General features: G+C 68.3%; 14 protein-coding genes and 1 pseudogene. 6 read left to right on the forward strand and 9 right to left on the reverse strand.

From position 1 onward, the window contains the following. Nucleotides 1-52: 52 nt before the first annotated feature. Entirely contained in the window at nucleotides 53-1,330 is a 1,278-nt protein-coding gene (locus A5708_RS08060; RefSeq protein ID WP_196772567.1) for an ROK family protein, read from the reverse strand. Nucleotides 1,331-1,565: 235 nt separating this feature from the next. Between A5708_RS08060 and A5708_RS08065 the strand changes: the two genes are divergently transcribed. Then, entirely contained in the window at nucleotides 1,566-2,315 is a 750-nt protein-coding gene (locus tag A5708_RS08065; protein WP_065028115.1) for an SDR family NAD(P)-dependent oxidoreductase, read from the forward strand. On the opposite strand, the gene A5708_RS08070 is transcribed toward A5708_RS08065, so the two are convergent. After that, on the reverse strand, nucleotides 2,299-3,675 hold the full coding sequence (locus A5708_RS08070; protein WP_196772568.1) for a L,D-transpeptidase: 1,377 nt from the start codon (nucleotides 3,673-3,675) through the stop codon (nucleotides 2,299-2,301). The genes A5708_RS08065 and A5708_RS08070 overlap by 17 nt on opposite strands. A 32-nt stretch (nucleotides 3,676-3,707) precedes the next feature. Then, nucleotides 3,708-4,802, reverse strand: a complete 1,095-nt coding sequence (locus tag A5708_RS08075; protein WP_065028117.1) for a UDP-N-acetylmuramate dehydrogenase — start codon at nucleotides 4,800-4,802, stop codon at nucleotides 3,708-3,710. Between the two features lie 26 nt (nucleotides 4,803-4,828). Here A5708_RS08075 and A5708_RS08080 point away from each other — a divergent pair, with 26 nt between their 5' ends. Genes A5708_RS08080 through A5708_RS08090 form a run of 3 tightly spaced genes read left to right on the forward strand, consistent with a single transcriptional unit; the run spans nucleotide 4,829 to nucleotide 7,251 of the window. Next, nucleotides 4,829-5,347: a DUF2505 domain-containing protein gene (locus A5708_RS08080; RefSeq protein WP_065028118.1), complete on the forward strand. Its 519-nt coding sequence runs from the start codon at nucleotides 4,829-4,831 to the stop codon at nucleotides 5,345-5,347. 27 nt (nucleotides 5,348-5,374) lie between these two features. Next, nucleotides 5,375-6,208 (forward strand): carbon-nitrogen hydrolase family protein, encoded by an 834-nt coding sequence (locus tag A5708_RS08085; RefSeq protein WP_065028119.1) that lies wholly within the window; start codon nucleotides 5,375-5,377, stop codon nucleotides 6,206-6,208. Further along, complete coding sequence (locus A5708_RS08090; RefSeq protein ID WP_065028120.1) at nucleotides 6,205-7,251, forward strand: DUF2993 domain-containing protein; 1,047 nt, start codon at nucleotides 6,205-6,207, stop codon at nucleotides 7,249-7,251. Before A5708_RS08085 ends, A5708_RS08090 begins: the two co-directional genes overlap by 4 nt. An 18-nt stretch (nucleotides 7,252-7,269) precedes the next feature. Here the strand turns inward: A5708_RS08090 and deoC are convergent, their stop codons facing one another. The 6 genes from deoC to A5708_RS08120 all read right to left on the reverse strand — a co-directional run bounded on the left by deoC (nucleotide 7,270) and on the right by A5708_RS08120 (nucleotide 11,541). Next, complete coding sequence (gene deoC, locus A5708_RS08095; RefSeq protein WP_065028121.1) at nucleotides 7,270-7,947, reverse strand: deoxyribose-phosphate aldolase; 678 nt, start codon at nucleotides 7,945-7,947, stop codon at nucleotides 7,270-7,272. Next, on the reverse strand, nucleotides 7,947-8,387 hold the full coding sequence (locus A5708_RS08100; RefSeq protein WP_065028122.1) for a DUF2599 domain-containing protein: 441 nt from the start codon (nucleotides 8,385-8,387) through the stop codon (nucleotides 7,947-7,949). The genes deoC and A5708_RS08100 overlap by 1 nt, the downstream gene beginning before the upstream one ends. Nucleotides 8,388-8,391: 4 nt before the next feature. Beyond that, nucleotides 8,392-8,655, reverse strand: coding sequence for a DUF2516 family protein (locus A5708_RS08105; RefSeq protein ID WP_065028131.1), 264 nt, complete (start codon nucleotides 8,653-8,655; stop codon nucleotides 8,392-8,394). A gap of 111 nt (nucleotides 8,656-8,766) precedes the next feature. Continuing rightward, a complete protein-coding gene (gene hbhA, locus A5708_RS08110) occupies nucleotides 8,767-9,372 on the reverse strand; it encodes a heparin-binding hemagglutinin HbhA (protein WP_065028132.1) in 606 nt (201 codons plus the stop codon). Nucleotides 9,373-9,648: 276 nt separating this feature from the next. After that, entirely contained in the window at nucleotides 9,649-10,065 is a 417-nt protein-coding gene (locus tag A5708_RS08115) for a helix-turn-helix domain-containing protein (protein WP_065028123.1), read from the reverse strand. 93 nt (nucleotides 10,066-10,158) lie between these two features. Next, nucleotides 10,159-11,541 (reverse strand): DUF445 domain-containing protein, encoded by a 1,383-nt coding sequence (locus tag A5708_RS08120; protein ID WP_110881794.1) that lies wholly within the window; start codon nucleotides 11,539-11,541, stop codon nucleotides 10,159-10,161. 135 nt (nucleotides 11,542-11,676) lie between these two features. On the opposite strand from A5708_RS08120, the gene A5708_RS08125 reads away from it, so the two are divergent. Together A5708_RS08125 and pcaA are read left to right on the forward strand one after the other, a co-directional pair. Continuing rightward, the gene (locus tag A5708_RS08125) at nucleotides 11,677-12,396 is read left to right on the forward strand and encodes a TetR/AcrR family transcriptional regulator (protein ID WP_065028125.1); all 720 of its coding nucleotides are present in this window, start codon (nucleotides 11,677-11,679) and stop codon (nucleotides 12,394-12,396) included. Between the two features lie 186 nt (nucleotides 12,397-12,582). Continuing rightward, nucleotides 12,583-12,875 (forward strand): annotated as a pseudogene (gene pcaA, locus A5708_RS08130) (cyclopropane mycolic acid synthase PcaA); the annotation flags it as partial.

The following is a 12,875-nucleotide window of genomic DNA, read 5'->3' on the forward strand; positions in this document are numbered from 1 at the left end:
CTTTACAGGATGGTTCGCCGGCCAGCCCAAGCGCGCTGGACACGAAGTCGCGTCAGGCGGACGACTCGTCGCGAGCCACGTCGTGCAGCCGGGCGTCCAGCGCCCCGGCGCGCCGCATCGCACCCAGCGGATCGGCGTACAGCCCGGACAGCGAGACGGTTCCCGCGCCGGCCTCCTGCACCCGGTTGCCGAAGGCGGTCAGGCGGATGTCGCGGGGCCCCAGCACGGAGCGTTCTGCGAAGGCCGCCTCCACCTGCTCCATCGCCTCGGGGTACTCGGTGAAAGCCTGGCCGCCGACCACGAGCTCGTCGGGGTTGAGCATGTCGCGCAGCAACGCGACCGCCTCGCCGAGCACGCGGCCCCGCTCCGCGAGCAGGTCCTTGGCCTGCTGGTTGCCGGCCCGCGCCACCCGCAGCAGCTCGGAGAAGCCGGTGGCCGAGCCGTTGGCCCGGTTCGCCGGGGCGAACGGCAGGATGCGTTGCTGGCGGGCTACGGCCACGACGGCCTCGTCACTCACGGTCGACTCCAGCTGACCGGTGCCGCCGAGCAGCTCGGAGTGGGCCGGCAGGGTCGCGATGGTGCCCGGACCGCTCGCCGGGACGTGCACCCGCCCGCCGATCACCAGCGCGTAGCCCACGGTCTCGCGGGCGTAGACGTACAAACTGGTCGGCGAGCTGGGCAGAAAACGCCGCATGCCCAGCAGCAGCTCGGCGCCGGCCATGGCGTCGACGTGCGAGGCCACCGAGACCGGCAGGCCCAGCGCGTCGGCCAGCACCTGCCCGACCGGCGCCTGCCGCCAGCCTAGCCGCGGGTGGTCCACCTGGCCGGTGGCGCCATCGACGGTGCCACCGATGGCGACCCCGACCCACAGCGGCCGCCGCCGGTGCCAACGCCGCAGGTAGCGGCGGGCACTGTCGGCCAGCGTCGCCAGCGCGGGGCCGGCCGGGTTGCGCGGCGTCGGGGTTTCGACCGTGTCGAGGGTGCGGCCGAACAGGTCGGTGGCCACGATGCTGGTGGTTCGCGCACCGATGTGGATGCCGAGCGTCACGAACGGCTCGTGGTTGACCTCCACCGGCACGCGCGGGCGGCCGATGGCGCCGGAGACGGCCAGGTCGGCGCGCTCGCGCAGCAGGCCTGCTTCCAGCAGCGCGATGACCTGGCGGTTGACCGTGGCGATGCTCAGCGAGGTGACGCCGGCGATGACGTCACGGCCGACGGGGCCGCGCAACCGCACGGCCCGGAAGACGGAGGCGGCCGCCGAGTCGGGGATGTTCAGCGCCGGCGGCACGATCTGCCGGCGCACCGAGCGGTGGCCCTTTTGACCAGGCAGGTGCCCGACGGCACGGCTGGGCGAATGATGGGTATGGGTGAGGGTATTCGTGCGCACGAGCGTCCTTCTGTCCGATTTTTGCTGGCCGTCTTGGCCACACCTGGCTGGGGTCAGGAGCGGCAAAGTGCGCAGCAACAACACGCACCCGCCGCGCACAGACACGCGGTGGAGGTGGTGTTGGACAGGGCGCTAAGGAGCACACGCAAAATCTAGCACGTTCATTAAGGTTGTTTCGATGGTTAAAACTGGCAGGAATAAACGAGTCGCGGTAATCACCGGGGCCAGCTCGGGCATCGGCGCAGCAACGGCCCGAAACCTGGCTGCGCAGGGCTTTCACGTCGTCGCGGTGGCGCGCCGGGCGGACCGGATTGAGGCCCTGGCCAGTGAAATCGGGGGTACCGCCATTGTGGCCGATGTCACAGATGGTGCGTCAGTCGAAACATTGGCGAGCAAATTGGACCGTGTCGATGTGCTGGTCAACAATGCCGGCGGAGCCCGGGGGCTGGCGCCGGTCGCCGAGGCCGAGCTCGAGCATTGGCAGTGGATGTGGGAGACCAACGTGATCGGCACGCTGCGGGTCACCCGCGCGTTGCTGCCGAAGCTGATCGACTCCGGCGACGGGCTGATCGTCACCGTCACTTCCGTTGCGGCACTTGAGGTTTACGACGGCGGCGCCGGATACACGGCGGCCAAACACGCCCAGGGGGCGATGCACCGCACGCTGCGCGGCGAGCTACTGGGCAAGCCGGTCCGGCTGACCGAGATCGCCCCGGGCGCGGTCGAAACGGAATTCTCGTTGGTGCGCTTCGACGGCGACCAAGAGCGCGCGGACGCCGTCTACACCGGCATCACGCCGCTGGTGGCCGAGGACGTGGCCGAGGTGATCGGGTTCGTCGCCTCGCGGCCGTCGCACGTCGATCTGGACTTGATCGTGATGAAGCCGCGCGACCAGGCCACGACTTCCCGGTTTAACCGCCAGGGGTAGCGGGGCCGGTGCCGGCCGGCGACGTCGTCGTGGTCGGGGTGCCCGACAGGGTCGGCGCGTTGGACGGCGTGACCGGCGCGGTGACGGGAATCTGGCTGGCCGGCGGGTGTGCGGTCGGCGGCGGCAGCGCCGACATGGCCACCCACGTGTCCCAGTCCACGGCCCAGTCCCAGAGGTCGCCGTCGGAGTAGGACAGCTGGATCGAGCTGCCGGTCACCTCGACCGGGTCGCCGTACATCGCCGACTGGTAGTACTGCTCGGCGTCTGCCGTGGACAGGTTGATGCAGCCGTTGGTCACGTTGGTGTTGCCCTGCGCGCCGGAGCTCGCCGGATTGGCGTGGATGAACTCGCCGTTGTTGGAGATCCGCACCGCCCAGCGCTCGTGGATGTGGCTGTAACCGGCGGCCGGGTTGGACATGTAGAAGTCGGCGTACTTCTCGCTGACCACGTGGATGCCGTTGCGGGTGACGTTGCGCGCCTTGTCCGCCTCGCCGTAGCTGCACGGGAAGTCCATGATGACGCCCTCGTCGCGGATCACCTGGATGCGGTGCGACGAGACCTCGGCCTTGACCACCTGCCTGCGGCCGATCTGGATGTTGAGCGAAATGTCGTCGGCGCCGTAGGCGCTGTCGCCGAACGGCAGGCCGTAGAGCTTGGCGTCGACGTTGACCGTGGTGCCCGCCGGGTAGTACTCGCGGGTGCGCCAGTGCGCGCGGGCGCCGGCCGCCTCGTCGGGCAGCCAGGCCCAGCTGCCCTCGACGGGCGGGTTGGTGGTCACGGTGAGCGCCTTTTCGACGGCGGCTTTGTCGCTGATCGGCGCATCGAACTGGATGATGATCGGCGCCGCGACCCCGACGGTCTGGCCGTCGCCGAGCTGGAACGACCCGCCGATCTTCTTGGTGGGCGACACCGTGGTGAACTTGCCGCTCACCGGGACCGCCTTGCCGTCGTGCCCGACGGCCGAGCCGTTCCAGGTGTAGGTCTGGTCGTAGCCCAGCGGCTCGGAGGTCGTGTAGACGGTGCGGTCGGAGTTGAAGGCGCCCGCGACGGCCTTGCCCGACGAGTTCGACAGCGCGACGTGCTGGAACCAGCCGTCGTTCACCTCAACGCTGACCGGGGCGATCGGCACCACGTTCTCGGTCGCATTGGCGGGCTGGTACTTGAGCTGCGGTGCGGGCTGCTCTTTCTTCTCGGCCTGCTTCGCGGTCGTGCCGCCGCAGGCGGCCAGCACGTTGGGGGCGAACACACCCAGTCCGAGGGTCGCCAAAGCCGCACGCCGGTTGAACGGCCGCGGGGCGGTGGACGGGGTCACGAAAATCAAAGATACCGGGGAAAATCGGGCAGTCCGGCCACCACAAATCGGCGTCGGGGGCGCGTCGGCGAATTTTGCGGCTACAGCCTGCAGCCGAGCAGAACGGGCTCGGGGACCAGTGTGATGCCAAACACAGCCCGCACCCCGTCGCGGACGGCGCGGGCCAGCGCAATCACGTCGTCGGAGCCGGCGCCGCCGCGGTTGGTCAGCGCCAGCGCGTGCTTGGTGGACAACCGGCACCGGGCGGTCGGCTCGTCCGGATACCCCTTGCCGAAGCCGGCCCGCTCCACCAGCCAGCCGGCGGCCAGCTTGACCCCGTCCGGCGCCGGGTAGTTCGGGACCGGCCCGTCAACGGATGCGGCCAGCCGCTCGTAGACGTCCGGGGGGACCACCGGGTTGGTGAAGAACGAGCCCACGCTCCAGGTGTCGTGGTCGGCCGGGTCGAGCACCATGCCCTTGCGCGCCCGCAGGGCAAGCACGGCGTCGCGGACGGCCTGCGGGTCGGCGCGCTCGCCGACGGCCACGTTCAGCGCGGCCGCCAGCTCGCCGTAGCGCAACGGCGCGCTTCGCCCGGACGCGTCCAGCGCGAACTCCACTTCCAGGACGACAGAAGGGATTTCGAGTCCACCGTCGCCGCCGCGTTTGAACGCGCTGGTGCGGTAGCCGAAGCCCAGCTCGCTGCCTGGCACCCAGCGCACCTCGCCGCTGCCGCGCTCGAGCACCCGCACCCGGGTGATGGTGTCGGAGACTTCGGCGCCGTAGGCCCCGACGTTCTGCACCGGGGTGGCCCCGGCCGAGCCGGGGATGCCGGACAGGCATTCCAGTCCGCCGAGGCCGCGCTCGATGGCGGTCACCACGACGTCGTCCCACACCGCGCCGGCCTGGGCGCGGACCAGGTTGCCGTCGACGGCGATGCCGGCATTGGCCAGCCGCACCGCGGTCAGGCCGGTCAGGGCGTCGGAGATCACCAGGTTGGAGCCACCGGCGAAGATCAGGATCGGGCCGCTTTCTTCCGCGTCCAGCTGGCGCAGCGTGGCGACCACTTGCTCGGAGGTGGTGCAGGTGATCAGGCGGCGCGCGGTCGGTCCGACCCGCAGCGTGGTCAGTGGCGCCAGTGGCGCCGCGTCGGCCACCGGCGCGCCGGCGAATTCCGAACCGGCTCCGCTGGAATTCATGGCCCGTAACGGTAGCCTGACCTGCTATGCCGCGTTCATTCGACTTGTCGGCCGATTACGACGGCAGTGTTGACGACGTGCACCGGGCCTTCACCGATGCGGATTACTGGCGGGCCAGGCTGGACGAGTCCGGTGTCGATGTCGCCACGCTGGAGTCGATGCGGGTGGGCGGCGAGACCGGTGACGAGGACACCGTCGAGGTGGTCACGCTGCAGGTCATCCGCAGCGACAAGCTTCCGGGCATGGTCACCCAGTTGCACAGCGGCGATCTGTGTATCCGGCGTGAGGAGACGTGGGGCCCGGTTACCGACGGGGCCGCGACGGGGTCGGTCGCGGGCTCGATCGTGGATGCTCCGGTGAACCTCGCCGGCACCGCGGTCCTGGAGCCGTTCGAAGGCGGTACCCGGTTGACGTTTCGCGCCACCGTCCAGGTGCGGGTCCCGATCATCGGCGGCAAGTTGGAGAACATCATCGGCACCCGGCTGGCCGAATTGGTCGCCGCCGAACAGCGCTTCACCACGGAGTGGCTCGCAAAAAGGGGCTAGGTCTCGCTCGGGCCTAAGCTGGCGCTCATGCGAATCGCCTTGGCGCAGATCCTCAGCGGCACCGACCCGGCAGCAAACCTGCAGCTGGTGCGCGATTACAGCCGCCAGGCCGCCGAGACTGGCGCGACGCTGGTCGTGTTTCCCGAGGCGACGATGTGCCGGTTCGGTGTGCCGCTGGGTCCGGTGGCCGAGCCGGTCGACGGGCCATGGGCCGACGGGGTGCGCCGCGTCGCGGCCGATTCCAACATCACCGTCGTCGCCGGCATGTTCACCCCCTCGGGTGACGGGCGGGTGAAGAACACGCTGATCGCAGCCGGTCCGGCCGACTCCGCCGAGTCGCGCGCCCACTACGACAAGATCCACCTCTACGACGCATTCGGCTTCACCGAATCGCGCACCGTCGCGCCGGGACACGACCCGGTGGTGATCACGGTCGACGGCGTCCGGGTGGGGCTGACGGTTTGCTATGACATTCGTTTTCCGGCCCTCTACACCGAGCTGGCCCGTCGCGGCGCCCAGGTGATCGCGGTGTGCGCATCCTGGGGTTCGGGTCCCGGCAAACTCGATCAGTGGACGCTGCTGGCCCGCGCCCGCGCGCTCGATTCGATGAGCTACGTCGCTGCGGCCGGCCAGGCCGATCCCGGTGACGCGCACGGATCCGCGTCGGGGGCACCGACCGGGGTCGGGGGCAGCCTGGTGGTCTCGCCGCTGGGCGAGGTCGTCGCGTCGGCCGGCTCGCAACCGCAGCTCGTGGTGGCCGATATCGACGTCGACCGGGTGGCGGAGGCCCGCAAGAGCATCGCGGTCCTTAGCAACCACTCGGACTTTGCTCAGGTTGATAGGGCAGAATCGGTCGGGTGACGAACCCACAAGGACCACCCAACCCGGACCCGTCGCAGTGGGGCCGTCCCTCCAACCAGGGTCCCTTCGGCCAGCCGCCTACCGAGCGGCCGACCGAGCGGATAAGCACCGGCGGCCCGGGTCACGTCCCCCCGCCACCGCCTCCCGCTCAGGGTCCCCCACCGGGGCAGACCGAGCGCTTCGGGACGCCCCAGCCGAACATGCAGCAGCCCGGCTACCCCCCGCCGCCGACCCCGCCCGCGGGTCCGACCGAGCGCCTGGCCACTCCCCCCGGCGACGACGCGACGCCGGGGAAGAAGAAGCGCCGCTTCGGCCGCGACCCGGTGTCCGTCCTGCTGATCTTCATCATCGTGATCGCGCTGATCATCGCCGGGCTCATCGGGGCCGAGCTGTACGTGCGCCACGTCGCGGACAGCAAGGTCGCGCAGGCGGTGGCGTGTGAGGTCAAGGACCAGGCCACCGCATCCTTCGGGGTGACGCCCCTGATGCTGTGGCAGCAGGCGACCAAGCACTACACCAACATCTCCGTACAGACGGCCGGCAACAACATCCGCGACGCCAAGGGCATGAAGCTCTCGATCAACATCAACGACGTCCGGCTCAAGGACACGGGCAACTCGAAGGGCACCCTCGGCTCGCTGGACGCCACGATCGACTGGACCAGTGACGGCATCAAGCAGTCGGTGCAGAACGCGATCCCGGTGCTGGGACCGTTCGTCACCAACACAGTGACCACGCATCCCGCCGACGGCACCATCGAGTTGAAGGGCATGTTGGACAACATCACGGCCAAGCCGGTGGTGTCGGGCACCGGCTTGCAGCTGCAGATCGTCAGCTTCAACGCGCTCGGCTTCACCATGCCCAAGGAGTCCGTGCAGTCGACACTTGACGACTTCACCTCGAACCTGACCAAGAACTACCCGCTGGGTATCCACGCCGACAGCGTGCAGGTCACGGATAAGGGTGTGACAAGCCACTTCTCGACGCGGAACGCCACCATTCCGAACGGCAACGACAACGACCCCTGCTTCGCCAACCTCTGACGTCGAGCACCCAGCCCGTCAACCGAGGCCGTCGAGCACTCCCCGGGTGCCCGACAACCCCAGCCGGGTGGCGCCGGCATCCAGCATCGCGAGCGCGTCCTCGGCGCTGCGGATGCCGCCGCTGGCCTTCACCCCGAGGCGCCCATCGACGGTCTCGGCCATCAGCGCGACCGCACGCACGGATGCGCCGCCGGCCGGATGAAAACCGGTTGACGTCTTGACGAAGTCGGCGCCGGCGTCCTCGGCGGCGCGGCACACCTGCGCCAGCGTGGGCTCGCCGGCCAGCGCGAGCAGCGCGGCCGACTCCACGATCACCTTGAGCACGGCGCCGCCGATCGCGTCGCGCACGGCGTGGACGTCGGCGCGCACCGCGTCGAGGTCGCCGGCCAGCGCCGCCCCGACATCGATGACCATGTCGATCTCGGCGGCACCGGACGCGACGGCCAGGGCCGCCTCGTGTGCCTTCACCGCCGGGAGGTGCTTGCCGGACGGGAAGCCCGCGACGCCGGCCACCCGCACGCCGGCGTCTGCCCGCACGGCGACGGGAACCATCGAGGGCGAGACGCACACCGCGTAGACGCCCAGTTCGGCCGCTTCGGCGACCAGGGCGGCCACGTCGGCATCGGTCGCTTCGGGTTTGAGCAGGGTGTGGTCGACGAACGCCGCCAACTGCGCTCGGCTGGGTTGGGTTGCCATCAGAAGGATTCTTCCGGACCGCCGGGATTACAGCCGGAGGCCACCATGTCGGCGTCGTCGACGACGGGCCGCCAGGGCTCCAGGTTCCAGCTGACCTTGCCGGGCTGGGCGAGTTCGGCGAACTGCCAGTGGCAGACGAACTGCGCGCGCATGCCGGGCGTGTCGGCGTCCGGGGACAAGGCGAGCACCTCGGCCCAGGCCTCGTCGGACAGGGCCGTGGTTGCGGGGATTCTCGAGGCGGCCCGGCCGGCCGGCGACGGGTACACCCGCAGGCTGCTCCGGCCCTGCCACTGCGCCCACCGGGTGTGGTCGATGTACGGCGGGGCCGGGGCGGGCGGATCGGCGGCGCCGCTGCCCGGATCGGGGGCGGCGACGGCGTGCGGTACCGGGCAGGACAAGGCGACGAGCGCCGCGACCGGCGCCGTCAGCAGTGCCTTCATTCCGCTAGCGCGACTTACCTTGAATCTCAAGCAGTTTGGGCCGAACGTCGACCAGATACACGCCGGCGGCACAGGCCGCGATCGCCATTCCGAGCACGCCGAAAACGAAAGCCAAGATGGACGTCAGCGCGACGGCGCCTCCCAGGATCAGCAACCACACCGGTTTGGTCAGCTTCTCGGCGGCGGTATAGGCGTCGGGTCGTTGCAACGCGGCATGCACGAAGGCATAGATCGCCGTCACTAAAACGGCGATCCGCAAGACCCACATCACGACATTCACGGCATGGAACACGCCTTAAGGGTATGCGGGCACCCTCCAAAACGTCGACTCCGAGTCACCCGAAGGCGACTCGGAGCCGAACGTCGTGCTGGGTGGTGCTTACTTCTGGGTGACCTTCTTGGCCGGAGCCTTCTTGGCCGGAGCCTTCTTGGCCGGAGCCTTCTTGGCCGGGGCCTTCTTCGCGACGGCCTTCTGGGCCTTCTTCGTGGTCGCTTCGGTCTTGCCGGGCAGCTCGATGCCGACCAGCTTGGCGGCGCGCTCACCGACCGCGCGGGTCTGCGACGCGACGGTGCCCAGAGCTTCCTGAGTCAGCTCGACGGCCTGGTCGACGTAGCCCTCGGCACGCGCGGACGCGTCCTCGAACGCGGTCTGGTTACGCAGCCGCTGCAGCGCCGCCTCGCCGCGCTCGACGAGCTCGTTGTACCGGCTGGTCGCCGCCTCCAGGTAGCCCTCGGCCGCCCTGCGCAGCTCCTCGGTGGTGAACTTGTCGCGCAGCTCGGTGAACTGCTCGGGCAGGTCCTCCTGCAACTTGGTCAGGCGAGCGCGGCGCTCCTCGACCCGGGTGCGGGTCTCGACGCGGGTCTCCTCGGCGCGCTCCCGCAGGCCGGCGATCAGGTCGTTGACGGTGGCCAGGGCCAGGTCGGCCGCGCCGAGCGCCGCGAGCAGCGGGGCCCGCAAGTCTTCGATGTTCGTGTTTTCCGCCATGGTCTTTCCTTTCATTGCTTTCGCTATCGGTGTTATTCGGTGTTATTAGCTGTCTGGTCGAGAAGTTAGGTGCAAACGTCTCCTTCGCAACTGGGGCCGCCAATGCCGGGGTGGTTCGGTCAGCAATTTCAGCTGGAACCGGTAGGTCCTCCCCGTTGGGTAACCGCGACGGCCGGTCGTCTATACATCACCAACTCGCTACGGCGAGGTGGGAAGCCCGCTTTGTGGTGCAAACCCCCAGCACAGACGGTTAGGTGCCGGGCGAAAACGGGCCGATCACTCGCTGTCGGATTCGGTCGGACACTCCTCTTGGATCGATTCGTTTTGCTGGGTGAACGATGAGTAGACGTCGAGCAGGATTTGCTTTTGGCGCTCGGTGATCGCAGTGTCGGTGACGATGGCGTCCCGGACCTGACTCTTGTCACTGGGTTCGAGAATTCCGGCGCGCACATAGAGAACCTCGGCGGAGACCCGGAGGGCCTTCGCGATCTGGTTCAAGACATCGGCGGAGGGCTTACGCAATCCACGCTCCACCTGGCTCAAATATGGATTGCTGACCCCGGACTTCTCGGCGAGCTGGCGCACCGACACCTGCGCGAGTTCACGCTGGCTACGGATGAAACTGCCGATGTCAGAGGCCACTTCGGAGGCAGCGTTGGACACCTTGGCGGAGAGCTTCTCCTCGGGCGTCATGGCGTGCTCCTGGTCGGGCGGCAGATCTGGACGCGCCCAGACTACTACAAGTGCTTGCTATTGCAAGCACTTGTTAGCACTGCTAGAAATGCGCTAGACCAGCAACTGCGCGACGGCGTAGATCACCAGACCCGCCAGCGAACCGACCACGGTCCCGTTGATCCGGATAAATTGCAGGTCACGGCCCACGTGCAGCTCGATGCGCCGGCTGGCCTCCTCGGCGTCCCAGCGCTCGATCGTGTCGGTGATGATCGCTGTGATCTCCACCCCATATTGCGAGACCAGGTGCTGGGCCGCCCGGACCAGCCAGTTGTCCACCTTGTCCCGCAGGTCGGCGTCGTCGCGCAGCGATTCCCCGATCCGGACGACGGTGTCGGCGATCCGGGTGCGCAGGGTGCTGGACGGGTCGTCCACGCCCTCGAGCACCAGCCGTTTCAGCGTCTTCCACGCCGTGGCCGCGGCGTTGGCGATCTCGTCGCGCGCCATCAGCTGCTCCTTGATCGCGTCGGCGCGCGCGATGGTGTCCGGGTCGTGCTGCAGGTCGTCGGCGAAGTCGAACAGGAAGCGGGTGGCGGAGCGGCGCAGTTCGTGGTCCGGATTGCGGCGGACCTTGTCGGTGAAGTCCATCAGCTCGCGGTGGATACGGTCGCCGACCAGATGGTCGACGAAGCGCGGGGACCAGGTCGGTGAGTCACGCTCGACCACCCGCTGAATGACCTCGCCGGCCTTCAGCGACCACTGAAAGGCCCGGTCGGCCAGCAATTGGATCAGCGCCTCCTGCCGGTGCTCGGCCAGCAGGGTGGCCAGCACCCGCCCGACCGGCGGTCCCCACTGCGGTTCGGCGATCCGGCGCACGATCATCCGGTCGATGACCTGCTGGACGTCCTCGTCGCGCAGGAGTTCGACCAGCACCCGCAGCACCGTGGCCGTCTCGCTCGCCACCCGCTCGGCGTGGACGGCCTCCGACAGCCACTTGCCGAGCCGACCGGACACCTGGGCGTCGCGCAGTTTGGTTTCGACGACCTCTGGCGACAGGAAGTTCTCCCGGACGAACGTGCCCAGACCCTCGCCCAGCTGGTCTTTCTTCCGCTTGATGATCGCGGTGTGTGGGATGGGAATGCCCAGCGGGTGGCGGAAGAGCGCGGTCACCGCGAACCAGTCCGCCAGGGCGCCCACCATCCCGGCCTCGGCGGCCGCGCCGACATATCCCACCCAGGCACCCAGGCTGGCGTGCGCCTGGGCCCACCGGCAGGCGAGGAACACGCCGGTGGCACCGATCAGAAAACTCAGCGCCACCATCTTCATCCGGCGCAACGCCACCCTGCGCTGGGCATCGGCCTCGGGATCGGCCCCGGCGAAAGATTCGGCAAAGGACGCCCGAGCAGGTCGGGCGGCGGCCGCCGCCGTCGCCGAATCGGGCCTCGCCCCCGGCGGGCCCGACGCTTCGCCTCTCACCGAGGCTCGATGTGCCACCACTCCATCATCTATCTTTCCCACGAATTGGTGTGACGACACTGTTCGCGACGTCTCACCCACGCCCGGCCACGACAAGAAACCGACCCCCTCACGCCGTAAGATCAAGGGCGTCTAGGGAATGGGAATTCGGCGACTGTGGCAGAGCAAATCATGGCTGTGAGCGTCAAGATGGATGGGCGCAAGCGGCGTTGGCATCAACACAAAGTGGAGCGTCGTAACGAGTTGGTCGACGGCACGATCGACGCGATTCGCCGACTGGGTGGCGCGCTGAGCATGGACGAGATCGCCGCCGAGATCGGGGTTTCCAAGACGGTGCTGTACCGCTATTTCGTCGACAAGAACGACCTGACGACGGCCGTGATGATGCGGTTCACCCAAACCACCCTGATTCCCAATATGGCTGGGGCGCTTACCTCTGGCCTCGACGGCTTCGACCTGACCCGCGAGGTCATCCGCGTGTACGTCGAGACCGTCGCGAACGAACCCGAGCCGTACCGGTTCGTGATGTCCAACAGCTCGGCCAGCAAAAGCAAAGTTATCGCCGATTCCGAGCGGATCATCGCGCGCATGCTCGCAGTGCTGATGCGCCGACGCATGCAACACGCCGGAATGGACGCCGGGGGCGCGGAACCATGGGCCTATTTGATCGTCGGCGGCGTGCAACTGGCCACCCACTCCTGGATGTCGTACCCGCGAATGAGTCGCGATGAATTGATCGACTACCTGACCATGCTGAGCTGGAATGCCCTCAAGGGGATCGTCGAGGTCGGCGGGTCGCTGGAGAAATTCCGCGGGGAGCCTCACCCTGCACCGATCGTGCCGCCCCGCGAGCGTCGGGACGGCTTCGGAGCCTGACAAAGGCTCGTCCCACCGCGCCGGGTTGTGTGGCGTACGCGCGCCCGTGTGAGGTTGGGCCGCGTCTCGGGAGGACGACTAGGCCCGTTACGGGGACTAGCATGCAGGAGGGGTATCGGGGGATACAGCGGGGTTGCCGTTCGGCCATTCACCCCTGTCCCCCGCATAGGAAGGCACTCTGTCGATATGTCTGTGCAGCTCACGCCGCATTTTGGAAATGTGCAAGCCCATTACGACTTGTCCGACGACTTCTTCCGGTTGTTCCTCGATCCCACCCAGACGTATAGCTGCGCCTACTTCGAGCGTGACGGCATGACCCTCGAACAGGCGCAGATCGCCAAGATCGATCTGGCGCTGGGAAAGCTGAAGCTCGAGCCCGGGATGACGCTGCTGGACATCGGTTGCGGCTGGGGCGGTGCCCTGAAGCGCGCTGTCGAGAAGTACGACGTCAACGTCATCGGAATTACCCTGAGCCGCAA

The sequence above is a fragment of the Mycobacterium colombiense genome, assembly GCF_001672755.1.
GTDB classification, from domain to species: domain Bacteria; phylum Actinomycetota; class Actinomycetes; order Mycobacteriales; family Mycobacteriaceae; genus Mycobacterium; species Mycobacterium colombiense_C.